At 69.5% G+C, this 18,251-nt stretch carries 20 protein-coding genes and 1 riboswitch; of the genes, 9 read left to right on the top strand and 11 right to left on the bottom strand.

What is annotated here, in order from left to right; all coding sequences use genetic code 11:
- Positions 1 to 57: 57 nt before the first annotated feature.
- Both cobW and C8D95_RS08390 read right to left on the bottom strand, forming a co-directional pair.
- Entirely contained in the window at positions 58 to 1,110 is a 1,053-nt protein-coding gene (cobW, locus tag C8D95_RS08395) for a cobalamin biosynthesis protein CobW (RefSeq protein ID WP_109758725.1), read from the bottom strand.
- The gene (locus C8D95_RS08390; RefSeq protein WP_109758724.1) at positions 1,107 to 1,484 is read right to left on the bottom strand and encodes a DUF1636 family protein; all 378 of its coding nucleotides are present in this window, start codon (positions 1,482 to 1,484) and stop codon (positions 1,107 to 1,109) included. Before C8D95_RS08390 ends, cobW begins: the two co-directional genes overlap by 4 nt.
- An 82-nt stretch (positions 1,485 to 1,566) precedes the next feature.
- A riboswitch (cobalamin riboswitch) is annotated at positions 1,567 to 1,776 on the bottom strand.
- 43 nt (positions 1,777 to 1,819) lie between these two features.
- Between C8D95_RS08390 and cobO the strand changes: the two genes are divergently transcribed.
- Both cobO and C8D95_RS08380 read left to right on the top strand, forming a co-directional pair.
- Positions 1,820 to 2,422: a cob(I)yrinic acid a,c-diamide adenosyltransferase gene (gene cobO / locus C8D95_RS08385; RefSeq protein ID WP_109758723.1), complete on the top strand. Its 603-nt coding sequence runs from the start codon at positions 1,820 to 1,822 to the stop codon at positions 2,420 to 2,422.
- A 79-nt stretch (positions 2,423 to 2,501) separates the two neighbouring features.
- Positions 2,502 to 3,947, top strand: coding sequence for a cobyric acid synthase (locus C8D95_RS08380; protein WP_109758722.1), 1,446 nt, complete (start codon positions 2,502 to 2,504; stop codon positions 3,945 to 3,947).
- Between the two features lies 1 nt (position 3,948).
- Here C8D95_RS08380 and cobD read toward each other — a convergent pair whose 3' ends face one another.
- From cobD to C8D95_RS08360, 4 genes are read right to left on the bottom strand one after another with little or no spacing between them, the layout of a single operon-like run.
- Entirely contained in the window at positions 3,949 to 4,908 is a 960-nt protein-coding gene (gene cobD, locus C8D95_RS08375; protein WP_109758721.1) for a threonine-phosphate decarboxylase CobD, read from the bottom strand.
- The gene (gene cbiB / locus C8D95_RS08370) at positions 4,908 to 5,831 is read right to left on the bottom strand and encodes an adenosylcobinamide-phosphate synthase CbiB (protein ID WP_109758720.1); all 924 of its coding nucleotides are present in this window, start codon (positions 5,829 to 5,831) and stop codon (positions 4,908 to 4,910) included. Before cbiB ends, cobD begins: the two co-directional genes overlap by 1 nt.
- A 14-nt stretch (positions 5,832 to 5,845) precedes the next feature.
- Entirely contained in the window at positions 5,846 to 6,649 is an 804-nt protein-coding gene (locus C8D95_RS08365) for a propanediol utilization protein (RefSeq protein ID WP_109758719.1), read from the bottom strand.
- Positions 6,646 to 7,272 carry a histidine phosphatase family protein gene (locus tag C8D95_RS08360; RefSeq protein WP_241239858.1) on the bottom strand — a complete coding sequence of 209 codons (627 nt, stop codon included), beginning with the start codon at positions 7,270 to 7,272 and terminating at the stop codon, positions 6,646 to 6,648. Before C8D95_RS08360 ends, C8D95_RS08365 begins: the two co-directional genes overlap by 4 nt.
- 6 nt (positions 7,273 to 7,278) lie before the next feature.
- Between C8D95_RS08360 and cobU the strand changes: the two genes are divergently transcribed.
- Genes cobU through cobS form a run of 3 tightly spaced genes read left to right on the top strand, consistent with a single transcriptional unit; the run spans position 7,279 to position 9,528 of the window.
- Positions 7,279 to 7,785: a bifunctional adenosylcobinamide kinase/adenosylcobinamide-phosphate guanylyltransferase gene (gene cobU, locus C8D95_RS08355; RefSeq protein WP_109758717.1), complete on the top strand. Its 507-nt coding sequence runs from the start codon at positions 7,279 to 7,281 to the stop codon at positions 7,783 to 7,785.
- 4 nt (positions 7,786 to 7,789) lie between these two features.
- Positions 7,790 to 8,803 (top strand): nicotinate-nucleotide--dimethylbenzimidazole phosphoribosyltransferase, encoded by a 1,014-nt coding sequence (gene cobT, locus C8D95_RS08350; RefSeq protein WP_109758716.1) that lies wholly within the window; start codon positions 7,790 to 7,792, stop codon positions 8,801 to 8,803.
- Positions 8,800 to 9,528 (top strand): adenosylcobinamide-GDP ribazoletransferase, encoded by a 729-nt coding sequence (gene cobS, locus C8D95_RS08345; protein WP_109758715.1) that lies wholly within the window; start codon positions 8,800 to 8,802, stop codon positions 9,526 to 9,528. The genes cobT and cobS overlap by 4 nt, the downstream gene beginning before the upstream one ends.
- A 4-nt stretch (positions 9,529 to 9,532) precedes the next feature.
- On the opposite strand, the gene C8D95_RS08340 is transcribed toward cobS, so the two are convergent.
- Together C8D95_RS08340 and C8D95_RS08335 are read right to left on the bottom strand one after the other, a co-directional pair.
- Positions 9,533 to 10,990 (bottom strand): NAD-dependent succinate-semialdehyde dehydrogenase, encoded by a 1,458-nt coding sequence (locus tag C8D95_RS08340; RefSeq protein WP_109758714.1) that lies wholly within the window; start codon positions 10,988 to 10,990, stop codon positions 9,533 to 9,535.
- Between the two features lie 53 nt (positions 10,991 to 11,043).
- On the bottom strand, positions 11,044 to 12,015 hold the full coding sequence (locus tag C8D95_RS08335) for a TRAP transporter substrate-binding protein (RefSeq protein WP_109758713.1): 972 nt from the start codon (positions 12,013 to 12,015) through the stop codon (positions 11,044 to 11,046).
- Positions 12,016 to 12,170: 155 nt separating this feature from the next.
- Between C8D95_RS08335 and C8D95_RS08330 the strand changes: the two genes are divergently transcribed.
- Positions 12,171 to 13,865: a thiamine pyrophosphate-binding protein gene (locus C8D95_RS08330; RefSeq protein WP_109758712.1), complete on the top strand. Its 1,695-nt coding sequence runs from the start codon at positions 12,171 to 12,173 to the stop codon at positions 13,863 to 13,865.
- A 3-nt stretch (positions 13,866 to 13,868) separates the two neighbouring features.
- On the opposite strand, the gene C8D95_RS08325 is transcribed toward C8D95_RS08330, so the two are convergent.
- On the bottom strand, positions 13,869 to 14,591 hold the full coding sequence (locus C8D95_RS08325; protein WP_109758711.1) for a sensor histidine kinase: 723 nt from the start codon (positions 14,589 to 14,591) through the stop codon (positions 13,869 to 13,871).
- A gap of 178 nt (positions 14,592 to 14,769) precedes the next feature.
- On the opposite strand from C8D95_RS08325, the gene C8D95_RS08320 reads away from it, so the two are divergent.
- Together C8D95_RS08320 and C8D95_RS08315 are read left to right on the top strand one after the other, a co-directional pair.
- The gene (locus tag C8D95_RS08320; RefSeq protein WP_109758710.1) at positions 14,770 to 15,492 is read left to right on the top strand and encodes a response regulator; all 723 of its coding nucleotides are present in this window, start codon (positions 14,770 to 14,772) and stop codon (positions 15,490 to 15,492) included.
- Between the two features lie 106 nt (positions 15,493 to 15,598).
- Complete coding sequence (locus C8D95_RS08315) at positions 15,599 to 16,807, top strand: MFS transporter (RefSeq protein ID WP_109758709.1); 1,209 nt, start codon at positions 15,599 to 15,601, stop codon at positions 16,805 to 16,807.
- Here the strand turns inward: C8D95_RS08315 and C8D95_RS21995 are convergent.
- Complete coding sequence (locus C8D95_RS21995; protein ID WP_164721634.1) at positions 16,804 to 16,944, bottom strand: hypothetical protein; 141 nt, start codon at positions 16,942 to 16,944, stop codon at positions 16,804 to 16,806. The genes C8D95_RS08315 and C8D95_RS21995 overlap by 4 nt on opposite strands.
- 40 nt (positions 16,945 to 16,984) lie before the next feature.
- On the bottom strand, positions 16,985 to 17,773 hold the full coding sequence (locus C8D95_RS08310) for an inositol monophosphatase family protein (protein WP_109758708.1): 789 nt from the start codon (positions 17,771 to 17,773) through the stop codon (positions 16,985 to 16,987).
- Between the two features lie 188 nt (positions 17,774 to 17,961).
- Between C8D95_RS08310 and C8D95_RS08305 the strand changes: the two genes are divergently transcribed.
- Complete coding sequence (locus C8D95_RS08305) at positions 17,962 to 18,249, top strand: hypothetical protein (protein ID WP_109758707.1); 288 nt, start codon at positions 17,962 to 17,964, stop codon at positions 18,247 to 18,249.
- The last annotated feature ends 2 nt before the right edge of the window (positions 18,250 to 18,251 follow it).

The raw sequence follows: 18,251 nt of genomic DNA, 5'->3' as shown, positions 1-18,251 counted from the left end.
GCGTCGCGCAGCGCGGGGGCACCGGAGTGCGTATTTGGAGCAAGATGAAGCGGGGTTTCACGTCGTCACGGCCTCGGGCAGGAGTGCCGAGCGGATGGCTTGCGCGTCGATGTCGTCGTGTTCGGCGATGACGACGAGACGGCCCACTCGCGCCTCGCCGGGAGCCCAGGGCCTGTCGAACTGATGGCGGATGCGGGTGCCGACGCCCTGCAGGAGCAGGCGCATGGGCTTGCCCTTCACGGCGGCATAGCCCTTGACGCGCAGGATGTTCTGCCGTTCGGCGAGGCGGCGGACGCGGTCGGCCAGAGCCTCGGCGCTTTCGGCCTCGGGGATCTCGATGACGACGGTGTCGAAGTCGTCGTGGTCGTGGTCGTCGGCACCATCATGGTGCGAGGGGCGCGCGTCGAGGTCGTCCTCGACGGCCGCGCCAAGGCCCAGGATCACCCGGGCGTCGATGGCGCCCTCGGCGACCTCGATCACCGGCAGCGGGCGCGGCGCCTCTGCGGCGATGATCTCCTTCGCCCGCGCGACGCCCTCGGGACCGGCGAGGTCGGGTTTCGTCAGCAGCACCACGTCGGCGCAGGCGATCTGATCCTCGAAGACCTCCGAAAGGGGCGTTTCGTGGTCGATGCTCTCGTCCGCTGCGCGCTGTGCGTCCACCCGCGCCACGTCGGGCGCAAAGCGGCCCGCCGCGACGGCCTCGGCATCGGCCAGCGCGATGACGCCGTCCACCGTGACGCGGCTGCGGATCGCGGGCCAGTCGAAGGCGCGCAGCAAGGGTTTCGGCAAGGCGAGACCCGAGGTTTCGATCAGGATGTGATCGGGGCGCGGATCGAGGGCGAGGAGCGCCTCGATCGTCGGGATGAAGTCGTCGGCCACCGTGCAGCAGATGCAACCGTTCGCAAGTTCGATGATGTTCTCGGCGGGGCAGTCGGGGATGGCGCAGGACTTCAGGATCTCGCCGTCGACGCCCACGTCGCCGAACTCGTTGACGATGACCGCCAGCCGGCGGCCCTGCGTGGTGGCGATCAGATGGCGGATCAGCGTGGTTTTCCCTGCGCCGAGAAAGCCGGTGACGACAGTGACGGGGATCTTGGCGAGGTCGGTCATTCGGAAGCCTCCAGGGGCGGGATGCGGGCGATGCAGTTCTTGCGGAAGTGTTCCGGCCTCTCGCGCCATGGCACGAGGCCGTCGGGGGTGGCGCGGTAGCGCGCGACGCCTTCGAGGACGATTGCGACCTTCTCGGGGTCGAGGCGTCCGTAGACATAGGTCCAGCGGCGGGGGCCGCCCCTCAGCACGACCGAGCAGCCCTGGTCGCAGTTCGACAGGCATTCGACGGCGCGAAGCGTCACGCCCTCCGGCAGGTCGGCTTCGTCGAGAGCGGCGTGGAGGAGCGCGCCGGGGCGCGGCGCCTCGGGGTCGGGGAGGACGCCGTTGCGGCAGGTCGTGCAGACCAGAAGCTCGACGGTTGGAAGGTCGGTCACGCGGTCGTCCCGTTCGGTCTGGCCGGAGGGAAGACAACGAGCGGGCAAGCATGCCGGACCCGCCACCGGAACCCCCCGTCCGGTTACGTTTCTCGCGCTGGCAGGTCTCCCGGCTTGCGGATGTGAGGTCTTCCTCGCGGCGATCCGGCCTTCCCGGACATCTGGTCCAGTGGCCAATCGGATCGCCTCTCCGGTCACGGTCGCGGGGGCGGCTGCGCTTGAGGGGACGTCGCCCCCTGTCGCATTCCCTTTTCACCTGCACTAGACAGGCACCAGCACGGCGGCGACCCTCTGCCGGAACGTGTCCCTTGTCAAGAAGCCGAAGGCCAGATCCGATGACCGACGACGCCGCCCGCCACGCCGAGAAGATGAAGAAGATCAAGGCCGCCCGCGACCGGATGATGGAGAGCAAGACCGGCGAAAAGGGCCTGATCGTCGTGCTGACCGGCAAGGGCAAGGGCAAGTCGTCCTCGGCCTTCGGGATGCTGACGCGCGCCGTGGCGCACAAGATGCCGGCGGGCGTCGTGCAGTTCATCAAGGGCGCCTGGGGCACGGGCGAGCGCGACTTCTTCGAGGGCATGAGCGGCGTCACCTGGGTGACCTCCGGCGAGGGCTTCACCTGGGAGACGCAGGACCGCGACCGCGACATCGCGGCGGCGACGGCCGGCTGGGAGCGCGCGAAGGAGATGATCCGCGACCCCGCCATGCGCTTCGTCCTTCTCGACGAGATCAACATCGCGCTGCGCTACGATTACCTGGAGATCGACGAGGTGGTGGATTTCCTGCTGACCGAGAAGCCGCCGATGACCCATGTCGTGCTGACCGGGCGGAACGCCAGGCCCGAGTTGATCGAGGCCGCCGACCTCGTGACCGAGATGGAGCAGGTGAAGCACCCGTTCCGGGACGGGATCAAGGCGCAGGCGGGGATCGAGTTCTGATGCCACGATCCTTCTTCTTGGCCGAAATACTCTCGGGGGAGCCCGAGGGGGCGACGCGCCCCTCGGTCCTTCGCCGGGGATGAGCCGGGCGCTGATGATCCAGGGTACCGGCTCGAACGTGGGCAAGTCGGTGCTGGTGGCGGGACTGTGCCGGGCCGCGCGGCTTCGCGGACTGTCGGTGGCGCCCTTCAAGCCGCAGAACATGTCGAACAACGCCGCCGTCACCTCGGACGGGGGCGAGATCGGGCGGGCGCAGGCGCTTCAGGCGCTGGCTTGTGGCCTCGCGCCCCACACCGACATGAACCCGGTGCTGTTGAAGCCCGAGACCGAGGTGGGCGCGCAGGTCGTCGTGCAGGGACGCCGCGTGGCGACGGTGAAGGCGCGGGACTATGCCGGGATGAAGCCCGCGCTGATGGCGCCCGTGCTGGAGAGCTTCGGGCGGCTTCGGTCGGCGCATGGTCTGGTGCTGGTCGAAGGTGCCGGCTCTCCGGCGGAGGTGAACCTGCGTGCGGGCGACATCGCCAACATGGGCTTCGCCGTCGCGGCGGGGGTGCCGGTGGTGCTGGCAGGCGACATCGACCGGGGCGGCGTCATCGCGCAGATCGTCGGCACGCAGGCCGTGCTGGACGCCGAGGACGCCGCGCGGGTGAGAGGCTTTCTCATCAACAAGTTTCGCGGCGATCCGTCGCTTTTCGACGACGGCTACCGGCTGATCGAGGCACACACCGGCTGGCGCGGGTTCGGCGTGCTGCCGTGGTTTGCGGAGGCGGCGCGCTTGCCGGCGGAGGATGCGCTGGATCTGCGGTCCGGAGGGTCGGGCAAGTTCCACATCGTCTGCCTAGCTTTCAGCCGGATCGCCAACTTCGATGACCTCGACCCTCTCGCGGCCGAGCCCGGCGTGCGCCTGACGATGCTTCGCGCGGGCGCGGCTCTCCCGGGAGACGCGGATCTCGTGATCCTGCCGGGCTCGAAGTCGACGCGGGGCGATCTGGCCTATCTGCGGGCGCAGGGCTGGGACGTGGACCTTGCGGCGCATGTCCGGCGCGGCGGGCGTATCCTTGGCATTTGCGGCGGCTTCCAGATGATGGGCCGCGTGGTGCGCGACCCGCAGGGCATCGAGGGACCGGCGGGCGAGACGGAGGGCCTCGGGCTTCTCGACGTCGAGACGGTGATGACGCCCGACAAGCGGCTGACCGAGACGGACGCCGTTCATGCAGGGACAGGCGTGGCGTTCCGGGGCTACGAGATCCACATCGGTGCGACCGAGGGTCCGGACCGGGCGCGGCCCTTCGCGCATGTGGACGGGCGGCCCGAGGGCGCCGTCTCGGCGGACGGGCGGATCGCGGGAAGCTACCTGCACGGCATGTTCCGCGACGATGCCTTCCGGCAGGCGTGGCTGGCGGCCGAGGGGGCACGGTCGTCGGACTTCGCCTATGGCGAGACGGTGGAGCGGACGCTCGATGCGCTCGCGGCGCACATGGAGGCGCACCTCGACCTCGATGCGCTTTTCGCGGCGGCGGAGTAGGTCAGGCGCGTAAGGCCGCCTCGATCTGCGTCCAATCCGCGCCATCCGGCAGGCCGAGACGGATCCAGCTCGTGGAATAGGGGAAGATGCGGCTCCAGACGCGCGCCTGTGCCAGACGCTCCTGCGCCGCGCGGGCGTCGGTCGTGCGGTAGAGGCGGAAAAGCGTGGTACCGCCTTCGACCGTCCAGCCCATGCCGGTCGCGAGGCTGTCGAGACGGTCGGCGTCCCGCGCCAGCCTGACGACCGTCTCGTCCCGCCAAGTTGAATCCGCGAGCGCCGCCTGACCGATGGCGATGGCGGGACCGGAGACCGGCCAGGGGCCAGACGCTTCGGCCAGAGCGGCGATGCGGTCCGGGGAGCCAAGGACGAAGCCCAGCCTCAGACCCGCGAGGCCGTAAAACTTGCCGAAGGAGCGCAGGATCAGGATGTTGGGCGTTCCCTCGTCCGCCATCGAAAGCTCCGGTTCAGGATCGGCGAAGCTCTCGTCGACGACGAGGAGACCGACCTTGCTTGCGAGCGCCGACAGAGCCTCACGAGACAACCTTCGTCCGTCGGGGTTGTTCGGGTTCACGACGACGGCGACGTCGGCACCTTCCAGCGCCTCGACCGACGCGACGGTCTCCGTCTCCCACCCTGCGCCCGCAAAGCTGGCCGCGTGCTCGTTGTAGGTCGGCCCCAGCACCCTCGCCCGGCCCCGTGGCAGGACGCGGGGCAGAAGCTGGATCGCCGCCTGTGCCCCCGCGACCGGCAGGACCGCTCCCGCCGCGCCATAGGCCGCCTGCGCCGCGTCCGAAAGGGCGTCGAAGTCGGCCCGCGTCGGCAAGGCGCCCCAGGCGCGCGCAGGGATGTCGGGCAGAGGGTACGGCGTCGGGTTGATGCCGGTCGACAGGTCGACCCAGTCGTCCGGCCCGCCGCCCCACCTCGCCATTGCCGCATCGAGGTTGCCGCCGTGATCGCGCATCAGAAAAGCGCCGCGAGAAGGAGAAGCGCAGCCGTAAAGAGCACCGTCCGCCGGAAGATGCGCAGGCCGAGGAACAGGTCCTCGGGCCGGGGATCGCCTGCGACGGGGTTGAGCCAGGGGTCGTTCGAAGGGACACCGTCATACATGCGCGGGCCCGACAGCCGCACGCCGAGCGCGCCCGCCATCGACGCCTCGGGCCAGCCCGCGTTCGGCGAGCGGTGGAGGCCCGCGTCGCGGCGCATGGTGCGGAAGGCGGGGCCGCGCGCGCGGGAGGCGACCGCGATCAGCGCCCCCGTCAGCCGCGCCGGGATCAGGTTCAGGACGTCGTCGATCCGCGCCGCACCCCAGCCGAAGTCACGGTAGCGCTCGTTCCGGTGCCCGATCATCGAATCGAGGGTGTTGGCGGCCTTGTAGGCGGCGATGCCCGGCAGTCCCAGAAGAGCGCCCCAGAACAGCGGTGCTACGACACCATCCGAGGCATTCTCGGCAAGGCTCTCGAGCGCCGCGCGCGCGACGCCCGCTTCGTCCAGCGCTTCGGGGTTGCGGCCCACGATCATGGCGACGGCGGCGCGGGCGGCGGCGGTGTCGCCGGTGACGAGAGGCGTCGCCACGCGCTCGACGTGGTCGTGAAGCGACCGTGCCGCGACAAGGGGCCATGCGAGGAGACCGGCGAGGAGGACGCCCGCCGCGCCATTCGGGAGGAGGGACTGAACGAGCCAGGCGAGAAGCGCCGCGAGAAGAATTAGCGCGATCGCGGAGGCGGCCCCGGCCGCGCGTCGGAAAGATGGCGTGTGATGCGAACGGTTGAGGGCTGCCTCGGCCAGGGACACCAGCCGTCCGAACCAGCCGACCGGGTGGCCGATGGCGCGGTAGAGGCGATCCGGCCAGCCGACGCCCGCGTCGATCGCAAGCGCCACCAGCATCGCCCCGGCCGCTGTCACGGACGACCGCCGGTGCGAAATCCGACAATGCCCTCGTAGCCGGCCTCGGACAGACGGTCGGCCGCCGAGGCATCCGCCCGCCCCGGCGCGAAGACGAGGCCTCTCGCCGAGCCGGTATGCGCGCGCACGAAGCCGAGCGCGCCGATCTCGCGCGCAAGCTCCTCGGTCGGGTCGCCCTCCGGTCCCCTCAGCGCCGTCGTGTGGCGGGCGGCTTCGGAGGCGATCCCGGCCAGTGCGCCACGGTCGGCATCGCGGGCGGCGCGCTCCCACATCGGTACGAGGTCGGCGATGTCGGGGAAAAGCGTGTCGTCCGCATCGGTGCGAATCGGCGCGCCCCAGAAGCCTCCGATCACGTCGAAGGCCGGCAGCGGCTCGAACCGGCGCAGCGCGCGCGCCTCGCGCGAGGCCCAAAGGAAGGTGTCGGGCGCATCGATCATCAGCGGGTCCACCGCGCCTTCCGCCCGCCGGCAGGCGGTGGCCAGCGCCTCTTCCCCCGGTGTGCGTCCCGCAACAGCGGCGAGTGCAAGGAGGCCGGCGGTCGAGGCCCCGGCCCCTCCGCCCGCGGGCATGTCGGCGGTGAGCGTCACCCGCAACAGCGGCAGCCCGCCCAGTTCGTGCAGGAAGGCGCGCGCCCGCGACTCGCCCAGAAGTCCGCCGTCGTCGATCGAGAAGCGGTCGGACGTTGCGGCCTCCGCCGTCACGCCAAGCACATCGCAGGCGAGCGTGACGAGCGCCACGGGACCGTCCGGCCCCAGACGGCCCTGCAGCCATTCGCCGAAGTGGCCGGTGATGCGGGTCATGCGAACCTCCCGTTGACGGAGCGGATCGCGAGACCGCCGTCGGCCAGCGCGCGGAACCGCGTGACGGACAGGGGATCAACCTCGAAGGCGAGACCCTGCGCCGCGTCGCCGAGCGCGATCCCGAGGGCCGCACGCACCGTTCCCGCGTGGGCGACGACCGCGACGGGGGCGTTCGCAGCCTCGCGGGCGGCGTCGCGGAGAGCGGGGGCGGCGCGGTCCGACATCGCGCGGAAGCTTTCGCCCGAGGGCGGCGCGTGGTCGGCGAGCGCGTCGCGGTCGAGGGGACCGAGATCGGGGATGTCGGCCCAGGAACGGCCGTCCCAGTCGCCGAAGTCCTGTTCGCGCAGCCGCTCGTCGGCCTGGACCACGCGTCCGGGCCAGAGAAGTTCCGCCGTGTCGCGGCAGCGGCGGGCGGGACTGATGCGCAGGGCGGCGACCTCGGGCACCCGGCCCGAAAGCGCCGCCAGGCTGGCGCGCGCGGCCTCGGTCAGATCGGTCTCACTCCGCCCGGCGAGACGGTCCCCGGTCCCGGCCTCGGCGTGCCGGATCAGGATGAGATCTCCGGCCGAAAACATGCGCAGCACCCCCCGCCTTTCCATCGTCCGAGCAATCTGCAATGTCATGGCGGCATGGGAAAGTCGATACTCGTCACCGGCGGCGCGCGGTCGGGAAAAAGCGCCATCGCCGAGGGTCTGGCGCTCAAGCTGCCAGGACGTCCGGTCTATATCGCCACGGCCGAAGCGCGCGACGGCGAGATGTCGGAGCGCATCCTGCGGCACCGCGCGCGGCGGGGGGACGAGTGGCGGACCGTGGAGGAACCGCTCGATCTCGTGGGCGTCTTGCAGGCCACGGACGGCGACGGGGCGCGCCTGGTCGACTGCCTGACGCTGTGGCTGTCAAACCTGATGGAGGCGGGCCAGGATCCCGTGGCGGAGGGCGAGGCGCTGGCTCGCGCGCTGGCCGCGCAGAGGGCGCCGGTGATCCTCGTGACGAACGAGGTCGGCTCGGGGATCGTGCCGGACAACGCCCTCGGCCGGGCGTTCCGGGATGCGGCGGGCGAGCTGAACCAGATGATTGCCCGGGCGTCGGACGACGTGTATCTGGCCGTGTCCGGCTGCCCCCTGAAGGTGAAGTAAACCCATGCAAGACTTTGATTTCACGTCACTCAACGACGTCGCCGCCCTCGCCTCCGCCCTGCCCGGCCCCGACGAGCACGCGGCCCGTGCGGCGCGCGCGCGGCAGGACAGCCTGACGAAGCCGCCGGGATCGCTTGGGACGCTCGAGGATCTGGCGGTCTTCATGGCGGGCTGGCAGGGCGTGGAGCGTCCGCGGATCGAACAGGCGCAGGCGCTGGTCTTCGCGGGCAACCACGGCGTGTGCGCGCGCGGCGTGAACCCCTTTCCGCAGGAAGTGACGGCGCAGATGGTCGCGAACTTCAACGCGGGCGGTGCGGCGATCAACCAGCTTTGCCGCGTGGCGGGGGCAGAGTTGTCGGTCGTGGCGCTCGACCTCGATCGGCCGACGCGGGATTTCACGGCGGGTCCGGCGATGGATGAGGCCGAGTGCCTTCAGGCGATGCGCGCGGGTTGGGAGGCGGTGGACCTCGGGGCGGACGTGCTGATCCTGGGCGAGATGGGGATCGGGAATTCGACCGTCGCGGCCGCCCTCTGCGCGGCGCTCTTCGGCGGGGAGGCCTCGGACTGGGTCGGCGCGGGCACCGGGTCGGACGCGGAAGGCCGCGCCTTGAAGGCGCGCGTCGTGGCGGAGGGCCTTGCGCTGCACGGCCACCTGCCACCGCTCGGTATTCTCGCGGCCCTCGGCGGGCGCGAGCAGGCGGCCATCGCGGGCGCGGTGCTGGCGGCGCGGATCGCGCGGGTGCCGGTGATCCTGGACGGCTTCATCTGCACGGCCTCGGCAGCGCCTCTCCACGCCGCCGACCCCGCGTTCCTTTCGCATTGCCTCGTCGGTCATCGAAGCGCCGAGGCGGGGCACCGCCGGCTTCTCGAGGCGCTCGGCAAGGAGCCCGTGCTCGATTTCGCCATGCGGCTTGGCGAAGGCACAGGGGCCGCGCTGGCCCTCGGCGTCCTGCGCGCGGCTCTGGCCTGTCACGACGGGATGGCGACCTTCGCCGATGCCGGAGTGTCGGGCGGGTGAGCGACGCGCGCCAAAGGCTCGCCGAAGTGCAGGCGGCGGTCATGTTCCTGACCCGCCTGCCCGCAGGAGGCCTGCCACGACAGGTGCCGACGCTGGCGGAAGCGAGCTGGGCCTTTCCGGTTGCCGGGCTTCTGGTCGGAGGCATATCGGGCGCCGTCTTCCTCGCCACCTCCGCCCTGCCGCCCCTCGCCTCGGCCCTTCTGGCGCTCGCGACCGCAACCCTGCTGACCGGCGCGCTGCACGAAGACGGTCTCGCCGACGTCGCCGACGGCTTTGGCGGCGGACGCGACCGGGCGCGGAAGCTCGACATCATGCGCGACAGCCGGATCGGGAGCTATGGAGCGGTGGCACTGGTCCTCTGCCTCGGCCTGATCGCCAGCGGCATTGCCGAGGCCGGACGGATTGGCCTTTTCCTGGCGCTTGGCGCGGGGACGCGGGCGGCATTGCCGGCGCTTCTCGTCTGGCTGCCGCCAGCGCGCCACGATGGCCTCGGCCACAGCGCGGCGCTGTCAGGGGGATGGCGTCTTTGGGCGTCGCTCGGCATCGCGCTGGTCGTGGCTCTTCTTGCCGGAGCACTCCTGCCGCTCCTCGCGGCCTGGGCGGCGGCGGCCATCGTCGGAGTCGTCGCCCTCCGTCAGATCGGCGGGCAGACCGGCGACGTCATGGGGGCGGCGCAGAAGGCGGGCGAGGCCGCAGGCTGGCTGGCGGCGGCGGCGCTGACCTGAGCCCTTACCAGTCCGTCGAGATGAACTGCGTCTCCATGTACTCCAGCATCCCCTCGTGCCCACCCTCGCGGCCAAGGCCCGAATGCTTGGTGCCGCCAAAGGGGGCAGCCGGGTCGCTGACGAGGCCGCGGTTGAGGCCCACCATCCCGTACTCCAGCCTCTCGGAGACCTGCATCCCCTTCTTGAGGTCCCTGGTAAAGACGTAGGCCACGAGGCCGTATTCGGTGTCGTTCGCACGCCTCACCACGTCGTCGGTGTCGGTGAAGCTCTGGATCGCGGCGACGGGGCCGAAGATTTCGTCCGTCACGCAGTCGGCGTTCGGCGGGATGTTCGACAGGACGGTGGCGGGATAGAAGAAGCCCTTCCCCTCACTCCGCTCGCCGCCGAGGTGGAGTTTCGCGCCCTTTTCCAAGGCGTCCTCGACGAAGCAGGCGACCTTTTCCTGCGTGTCTCGGTCGACGAGGGGGCCGAGGTCGACGCCGTCCTCGAGACCGTTGCCGACCTTGAGCGCGCGCATCTTCGCGGTGAACTTCTCGATGAACTCGGCCTCGACCGCCTCGTGGACGAAGATGCGGTTCGCCGCCGTGCAGGCCTCGCCCCCGTTGCGCATCTTGGCGATCATGCAGCCAGCCACGGCTGCATCCACGTCGGCGTCGTCGAAGACGATGAAGGGCGCGTTGCCGCCAAGCTCCATCGCGGGCTTCAGCACGTTCGGCGCGGCGGTCTTGAGCAGCTTCACCCCCGTCTCGGTCGAGCCGGTGAAGGAGATGACGCGCACGCGGCGGTCCTGAAGCAGCGCCTCGACGATCTCGCCCGTCTTCTTCGAAGGCAGGACGTTGACGATGCCGGGGGGGACGCCCGCTTCCTCCAGGAGGTCGGCAAGGGCCAGCATGGTCAGAGGTGTCGCGGAGGCGGGCTTGACGATGACCGGACAGCCAGCGGCGAGCGCGGGCCCGATCTTGCGCGTGCCCATGGCGGCGGGGAAGTTCCAGGGCGTCACGAGGACGGCGATGCCCGCGGGCTTGTGGTGGACGACGATGCGCGCGTTGGACGAAGGCCCGCGCGTTATCATGCCCTCGTTCCGCACGGCTTCCTCGGAGAACCAGCGGAAGAACTCGGCGGCATAGGTCGCCTCGCCCTTGGCGTCGGCCTTGGCCTTTCCGTTCTCCAGCGTGATGAGCCGCGCGAAATCGTCGAGCCGCGCGGTCATCAGCTCCCAGGCCTTGCGCAACACCTCACCCCTCTCACGCGGCGGGCGAGCGGCCCAGTCGGGAAAGGCCGCTTCGGCGGCGTCCAGGGCCGCCTTCGCATCCGCCACCCCGGCCGAAGCCACGCTCGCGATCACGCTCTCGTCGAAGGGATTGAGGACGTCGAAGCGGTCGCCGTCCGCGCCGTCGCGCCATTTGCCCCCGATCCAGAGGTCGGTCTTCAGGGCGTCTTCGATCCGGTGCGTGTCGGGCATTTGGCTTCGTCCTTCAAGTCGGAGGGACGGCGGGGTCCGCCGTCCCGTCAGGGTCACTTCTGCATCGCGGCGAGTGCGTCCGCACCGCCCACGCTGTCGACATAGGCCTGCGTCACGTCCGCGACAGCGTCGGCGAAGGGCTGCGCCTCTTCCTCCGTCAGCTCGATCACGGTGTTGTCGCCCGAGTCGCGCGCGGCCTGAAGCGCCGCATCCGCAGTGGCGTTCCAGGCGGTCTCGGCGCTTTCGGACAGGCTGCGGCCGATGACGCCGTCGAGCGCGGTCTTCGCCTCGTCGGACAGCGCGTCATAGGTGCCCTGCCCCATCACCGCGTAGAACACGATCTGGCCGAGCGGCGCGCCGAGCGTGTAGCTGGACGCGACCTCGTCGAGCTTGAAGTCCGACAGCGTCGAGGCGCCGGTGAAGACGCCGTCGATCAATCCGGTCTGAAGCGCGTTGTAGACCTGGTTGATGGGCATCTGCACGGGGGTCGCGCCAAGCGCCTCGGCGACTTCGGCGGCGGTGACGCCGGCGACGCGGATCTTCAGGCCCTGAAGATCGGCGGGCGTGCGGATCTCCTTGTCCTTCATGATCATGATGTTGGGTTCGGACGTCCAGAGCGCCAGCGGCACGGTGCCCGGAAACTCGTCCTGGAAGGTGTCGAACGCGTCATACAGCGCGTCATAGCCGGTCTTGCCCTCGGGGATCACGCCCGGAAGCTCGGCGATCATGGTCTTGCCGAACTGCGACGAGGTATACCCCGGCAGACCCCAAACCATATCGGCCACGCCCTGCACGGCGCGGACGTACTGCTCGGCCGGGCCTGCGCCCAACTCTCCGCCGTGATAGCCCTTGACCGTCACCGCCCCGTTCGTGGCGGCGGAGAGATCGGCGTTCAGCTTCTCCATGACGCTTGCGTTGATGGTGTGGAACGGCGGCGTGAAGTTGGCGAACTTCAGCTCCTGCGCCACGGCGGGAAGCGTTGTCAGCGCGACGGCGGCGGCCATGAGGCCAAGGCGAATGGTCATATGGGTCCTCCCGGTTCGGTGCGGCGTTGCCCGCCGCGACTCGCCCCGGAGGATATGCGCCGCCGTGCTGCGAAGGAAAGGGCGGCGGCTTGCCATTGCCGGGGATCGGGCCTTGCATGGACAGAAGGGAATCGCGCGGGCAGACGGGGAGACGCATGGACCGGACGAACAGGATGACGGGCGCCGAGGCGATGGTGCGGATGCTTCAGGCGCATGGCGTGAAGCACATTTTCGGTCTTTGCGGCGACACCACCCTGCCGTTCTACGACGCGCTCTACCGCCTCGACCACGGGATGACGCACATCTTGACGCGCGACGAACGCTCGGCCGCCTACATGGCCGACGGATATGCCCGCGTGACAGGGCGTCCGGGCGTCTGCGAGGGGCCGTCGGGCGGCGGTGCGACCTATATCCTTCCGGGGCTCGTCGAGGCGAACGAAAGCTCGATCCCGATCCTCGCCATCACCTCGGACGTCGGCACCCGTTCGCGCGGGCACTATCCCCTGACCGAGCTCGACCAGGAGGGGCTGATGCGGCCCCTGACGAAGCACGCGCGCACTATCCAGCACGCCGACCAGGTGCCGGACGCTGTGCGAACGGCCTTCCGCGCGATGATGACGGGTCGGCCGGGTTCGGCGCACCTGGGTCTCCCGATCGACGTCCAAAGGGGCGAGGCGAACCCCGACGAGATCTGGGCCGATCCCGCGCACGCGGCCTTCCCCGCCTATCCCTCCGCACCCGATCCGACAGCGGTCGAGGCCGCGCTCGACGCGATCCTCTCGGCCCAGTTCCCGCTGGTGATCTGCGGCGGCGGCATCGTCTTGTCCCGCGCCGAGGAGGAGTTCCGCACCTTCGTCGAAACGCTCGACATCGCGGTGGCGACGACGATCTCGGGCCAGGGCTCCATCGCCGAGACGCATCCGAATTGCCTGGGCGTCGTCGGCTCGAACGGCGGCGTGGCCGAGACGCGGAGCGTCGTCGACAAGGCGGACCTCGTCGCCTTCATCGGATGCCGCGCGGGGTCGGTGACGACCGAATTGTGGCGGCACCCGAAGAAGGGCACGCGCATCGTCCACGTCGACAGCGACCCCGAGGTGATCGGAGCCTCCTACCGCACCGAGGTGGGCGTGGTGTCCGACGCGCGCCTGGCTCTCGCGGCGATGAACGACGCCCTGTCCTGCCGGGACCGGCTGCCCAGCTTCGGCGGGGCGAAGGCCATCGAGAAGCCCAAGGCGAAGAAATGGGCCGCGTTCCGCAAGCTGGCCGAGAGCGACGCCGCCCCGATCCTGCCCGAGCGCACCATCGCGACCCTGCGAAGGCTCCTCGACGACGACGCCATCGTCGTGGGCGACCCCGGAACGCCCTGCCCCTATATCTCGGCCTATTACGAGCTGAACGCGACGGGGCGGCGGCTGTTCTCGAACCGGGCGCACGGCGCGCTCGGCTATGCCCTGTCGGCGTCGGTCGGCGCCGCTGTCGGCGCGCCGGGCAAGAAGGTCGTGGGGCTGATGGGAGATGGAAGTTTCGGCTTCACCTGCGGCGAGCTGGAAACCGTGGTGCGGCTGAACCTGCCGATCACCTACATCGTCTTTTCGAACGCGGTCTACGGCTGGATCAAGGCCGGTCAGAAGACCAAGTTCGAGGAGCGCTACTACTCGGTCGATTTCGGCCGCACCGACCATGCCCGCGTGGCCGAGGCCTTTGGCGTGAAGGGGTTTACCGTCGAGGATCCCGACAAGCTGGAGCACGCCTTGCGCGACGCGCTGGCGCATCCGGGGCCAAGCCTCGTCGACATCATCAGCCAACCGCTTCAGGACGCGCACGCCCCGGTCAGCGAGTGGATCGCCTGACCCTCAGTTGACGGCCAGCGTTACGCGCACCAGCGTGCCCGCGCCCGACTTCGGCGTCTCGATCTCGACGCCGCCGCCGTAGGTGAAGGCGATCTTGCGCAGGATTGCGAGGCCCATGCCCGCGCCGGGGTCGATGTCGCGCGAGACGAGCTTCGTCATCGGGCGCATCACGTGTTCGCGCTTCGCCTCGGGGATGCCGGGCCCGTTGTCTGCGACCTCCAGCACCCAGACGCGACTCGACTGCGGGCCGCCGGTGATGCCGATCCGAGGCGCGTGCGTCGGGTGGTGACGGACGGCGTTCAGGATCAGGATCGAGAACATGCGCTGAAGGTCGGTGAGGCCCATCTGGATGTTGCCGCGATCCATGCCCACGGCGACCGACACGTCATCGTCGAGACCGAGATCGTCGATGACCTCGGCCAGCACACGCGCTGGCTGGACGGCCGCGATGGGCTGCATCCGTCCCACGCGCGAATGCTCCAGAAGGCCCGTCAGCATGAGGTCGAGCCGACAGGCGTGCGACGAGATCAGTTTCAGGTGCCGTTCCGTGGCGGCCGGCACGCGCAGCGCGGCCTTGTCCAGATCTTCGGCGATCCAGCCGGGCAGTTCCTGAAGCGCCCGCACCGAGGCGCGCAGGTCGTGGGACAGGCGATAGACCAGTTCATCGGTCTCGCTGTCGGACTGGACGACGGGAATTGTCGGGTCGAAGGAAAGGTTCGCGTTCATCGGTGTCCCTCGTCTCTGCGCCCCGCCGTCTTGCCTAGGCCGGAGCGCGTTAAGCACAGGTGAACCCGCGGGAGGGGGGACGCGAGGTCGGGCATACAGGGTTTTGCCATTAACCCTCGCCTAAGTCTGTCGGGTTAGGTTCAGCGAACCACAGTTGCAGCACAGGGACAGGACCAGCATGGCGGACCAGGCGCTGAAGATCGCCCCAGGGGCGACAGAGACCCGCGAAATGCGGATACTCGTCATCGACGACAACGAATTCGATCGCCAGCGCGTGCTGCGGCTTTGCCAGCGCGCGGGCCTCAGGTTCGAAAGCAGGGAGGCATCGACGCTGGACGAAGTGCGGCGCGCCCTTGCCGAAACCGCCTTCGACCTGATCTTCGTCGACTACCATCTCGGCGGCGAAACGGGGCTCGACGCCATCGACCTTGTCGCCTCGCATCCCAACCAGCGCGCGGCGGCGGCCGCGATGCTGGCGGGCGATGGTCAGATCGCCGTCGCGGTCGAAGCGATGCGGCGCGGCTGCTCGGACTACCTGACGAAGGCGATGATGACCGTCGAGACGCTGCAGAAATCCATCGCGACGGCCTTGGAACGCTGCATGATCGTGGCCGCCATCGACGAAGAACGCGCGACCCGCGCCGCCTTGGAACGCGCCATCCAGGAATACGCCAGCACCTGTACCGCCGAGATGCGGTCGATCCTGTCCGCCACGCTGCGGCGGGTTCGGGGCCTGAGGTCGCATGTGGCCCAGGGGACCGAGGCGCTGACGACCGGGCTCGGCGGGATCGAGCGCGACATCGACCGCCTGTGGGGCGCCCTGCCCGACTTCCGGGCCGAGGCGCGGCGGGTGACGACCATGCAGTCCGCCTCCGTCCTCCACCTCGCGCCGCCGACCTGAAAGACGCCGCAGACGCGGTCCCGCGAAAACGGCGGCGCCATGTCGCTTTCGGACGGCTGTCGCCCCTTGTAATGGGTCAAGGCGTTAGGCATCCCGGACGGGTCACATGCGCCTCCTGATTTCATTCGCGGCCCTCTTCACCTCCGTCGTGCTGTTGCAGCTCGGCGCGGGCGGGGTCGCGCCGCTCGACGCCATTTCAGGCATCGACCTGGGCTTCACCACAGCGCAGGTCGGCCTTCTGGGATCGGCGCATTTCCTGGGCTTCTTCGTCGGCTGCTGGTGGGCGCCGCGCCTGATGGGATCGGTCGGCCATTCGCGCGCCTTCGCGGCTTTCACTGCCGTCGGCACCATCGGCATCCTCAGCCACATGCTGGTCGTCGACGCCTATGCCTGGATGGTGATGCGCGGCCTGTCCGGCCTCTGCGTCGCCGGCTGCTATACCATCGTCGAAAGCTGGCTTCAGGCCAAGGTCACGAACGAGACGCGCGGCCGCGCGATGGGCATCTATCGCGTCGTCGACATCGTTGGCTCACTGGCGGCGCAGCTGATGATCTCGGTTCTCGATCCGGCGAGCTACGTCTCTTACAACATCCTCGCGATCGTCTGCTGCGCCGCGCTCGTCCCTCTCGTCCTCACGCGGGTCGAGCAGCCCGCGATCCCGGTTCCGCCCCGCCTGCGGCCGGGCCTCGCCTTCCGGCATTCCCCCCTGGCGGCGGCCGGCGTCATCTCGTCCGGCGTGACCGGCGCGGCCTTCCGCATGGTCGGACCCGTCTACGGGATCGAGGTCGGACTGTCCGTCGACACCATCGCTCTCTTCCTCGCGGCCTATGTCCTCGGCGGCGCGGTGGCACAGTATCCGGCGGGCTGGTTTGCCGACCGCTATGACCGCAGGTGGGTTCTCGTCTTCCTCTCGATCCTGACCATCGTCGCCTCGGCGGGAATGATCTTCCTTCCCGGCGCGGCCTTCGTGACGGCCGCCTTCTTCGGCTTCTCGACCTTCCCGATCTATTCGGTCGCCGCCGCACACGCCCACGACTTCGCTACGCAGGACGAACGGGTCGACCTGTCGGCGTCGCTGATGTTTCTTTATGCCGTCGGTGCCATCGCCTCGCCCTGGCTCGTCTCGACGCTGATCGAGGCTTATGGGCCCGCCGCGATGTTCATCTTCGTAGGCGCCGCGCACATCATCCTGATCGGCTTCGGCCTTCTGCGGATGCGCGTCAGGGACGCCGAGCGCAGGACGCGCTATGTCTATGCCCCCCGGACAAGCTTCGTGATCGGTCGATTGCTGGGACGCTTCCGCGACGAACGCTAGAGCGGTTCGGTCATGACCTCGGGCCCGAGGCCCTGTTCCAGCGACTGCGCGGGCCGGTCGGGAATGACCAGCATCATCGCCCCGGCGAGGCCGACGAACCCCGCGAAGAGATAGAGAAAGATCGTGTGTCCCGACATGCCATCTTCCTGCCACGCGAATGCGGCGATTCCGTGGCCGTCAGTCGTTGCGGATGACCTTCGCGAAGGTGTCGAAGATGACCCCGTTGGCGCAGATCAGCTCTCCCGTTTCGAGCGGGTCCTCGCCCCGGCGCATTCCTTCGACAAGGGCACCGGCCTCGCGCGCGATCAGAAGCCCCGCCGCGATGTCCCAGGCGTGCAGCCCGCGCTCCCAAAAGCCCTCGTAGCGGCCCGCCGCGACGTAGGCGAGGTCGAGGGCGGCCGCGCCGAACCGGCGAACGCCCGCGACGGCGGGCATCAGGCGCGCAAGGTCCTGCAGCGTCGCGGGAAGTTCACCCCGACCCGAGAAGGGGATGCCCGTCGCGAAGACAGCCTCGCCCATCTTGCGGCGGTCGCTGACGCGCAGCCGCGCCTCGTTCAACCAGGCTCCGCCACCCTTTTCGGCCACGAACATCTCGTCTTTCGAGGGGTCGAAGATCACGCCGGCGACGATCTCGCCCTTGTGCTCGAGCCCGATCGACACCGCCCAGTGCGGCAGGCCGTGAAGGAAGTTCGTGGTACCGTCGAGTGGATCGACGATCCAGCGGCGCGTCGGATCCTTGCCGTCCTCGCCGCCCGATTCCTCGCCCAGCCAGCCGTAGTTCGGCCGCGCCGCCGTCAGCTCGTCGCGCACGATCTTTTCGGCCGCGATGTCGGCGCGGCTGACGAAATCGCCCGCCCCCTTGGACGACACCTGGAGGTTCTCGACCTCGCGGAAGTCCTTGGCGAGGCTTCGGCCCGCAAGACGTGCGGCCTTGATCATGACGTTGAGATTGGCGCTTCCCTGCATGGGCGCCGTTTATTGACAAGCCGTGCGCGCTTCAACCGGAAAAGCGGGACGGCCACAGCCCGCCCCGATTATGCCGCAATCGTCAACAAATCTTTGCCAAAATCGGGAAGATCGCGGAGGATCCGCGCGGGTCGCATGAAAAGAACCGGTCGAACCGGAACGATGTCGACCGTATCAGGAGGGACGGAATGGAACAGATCATTGCTCAACTCGTGGGTGGTGCGCTTGGTGGCGCGGGTGGCGGCAAGGCCGTCAAGAGCGCCGACATGGGCAGCGTCGGCAACATGCTGGCGGGCGCGGTCGGCGGCGTGGCGGGAGGCCAGCTTCTGCTCGGCAACCTGCTTGGCGCGGGCGCCGAGGCGGCAGGCGGCGTGGACCTTGCCGCGATGGCCGGCAACCTCGTCGGCGGCGGCATCGCGGGCCTCGTCGTGCAGCTGATCGTCGGCATGATCGTCAAGAGGATGCGCGGCGCTTGAGA

Source organism: Silicimonas algicola (assembly GCF_003148765.1).
GTDB lineage: Bacteria > Pseudomonadota > Alphaproteobacteria > Rhodobacterales > Rhodobacteraceae > Silicimonas > Silicimonas algicola.
Note: the sequence above shows the minus strand (reverse complement) of the source record. Positions and strands in the feature narration are given on the sequence as shown.

What these genes read in the sequence shown, in the direction of transcription:
- cobU (WP_109758717.1), top strand. Translation starts at nt 7,279, where the DNA reads ATGGGAAAGTCGATACTCGTCACCGGCGGCGCGCGGTCGGGAAAAAGC.
- cobO (WP_109758723.1), top strand. Translation starts at nt 1,820, where the DNA reads ATGACCGACGACGCCGCCCGCCACGCCGAGAAGATGAAGAAGATCAAG.
- C8D95_RS08365 (WP_109758719.1), bottom strand. Translation starts at nt 6,649, where the DNA reads ATGACCCGCATCACCGGCCACTTCGGCGAATGGCTGCAGGGCCGTCTG.
- C8D95_RS08360 (WP_241239858.1), bottom strand. Translation starts at nt 7,272, where the DNA reads ATGACATTGCAGATTGCTCGGACGATGGAAAGGCGGGGGGTGCTGCGC.
- C8D95_RS08325 (WP_109758711.1), bottom strand. Translation starts at nt 14,591, where the DNA reads ATGAACGCGAACCTTTCCTTCGACCCGACAATTCCCGTCGTCCAGTCC.
- C8D95_RS08305 (WP_109758707.1), top strand. Translation starts at nt 17,962, where the DNA reads ATGGAACAGATCATTGCTCAACTCGTGGGTGGTGCGCTTGGTGGCGCG.
- C8D95_RS08315 (WP_109758709.1), top strand. Translation starts at nt 15,599, where the DNA reads ATGCGCCTCCTGATTTCATTCGCGGCCCTCTTCACCTCCGTCGTGCTG.
- C8D95_RS08340 (WP_109758714.1), bottom strand. Translation starts at nt 10,990, where the DNA reads ATGCCCGACACGCACCGGATCGAAGACGCCCTGAAGACCGACCTCTGG.
- C8D95_RS08335 (WP_109758713.1), bottom strand. Translation starts at nt 12,015, where the DNA reads ATGACCATTCGCCTTGGCCTCATGGCCGCCGCCGTCGCGCTGACAACG.
- C8D95_RS08320 (WP_109758710.1), top strand. Translation starts at nt 14,770, where the DNA reads ATGGCGGACCAGGCGCTGAAGATCGCCCCAGGGGCGACAGAGACCCGC.
- C8D95_RS08310 (WP_109758708.1), bottom strand. Translation starts at nt 17,773, where the DNA reads ATGCAGGGAAGCGCCAATCTCAACGTCATGATCAAGGCCGCACGTCTT.
- C8D95_RS21995 (WP_164721634.1), bottom strand. Translation starts at nt 16,944, where the DNA reads ATGTCGGGACACACGATCTTTCTCTATCTCTTCGCGGGGTTCGTCGGC.
- cobD (WP_109758721.1), bottom strand. Translation starts at nt 4,908, where the DNA reads ATGCGCGATCACGGCGGCAACCTCGATGCGGCAATGGCGAGGTGGGGC.
- cbiB (WP_109758720.1), bottom strand. Translation starts at nt 5,831, where the DNA reads ATGCTGGTGGCGCTTGCGATCGACGCGGGCGTCGGCTGGCCGGATCGC.
- cobW (WP_109758725.1), bottom strand. Translation starts at nt 1,110, where the DNA reads ATGACCGACCTCGCCAAGATCCCCGTCACTGTCGTCACCGGCTTTCTC.
- cobT (WP_109758716.1), top strand. Translation starts at nt 7,790, where the DNA reads ATGCAAGACTTTGATTTCACGTCACTCAACGACGTCGCCGCCCTCGCC.
- C8D95_RS08380 (WP_109758722.1), top strand. Translation starts at nt 2,502, where the DNA reads ATGAGCCGGGCGCTGATGATCCAGGGTACCGGCTCGAACGTGGGCAAG.
- C8D95_RS08330 (WP_109758712.1), top strand. Translation starts at nt 12,171, where the DNA reads ATGGACCGGACGAACAGGATGACGGGCGCCGAGGCGATGGTGCGGATG.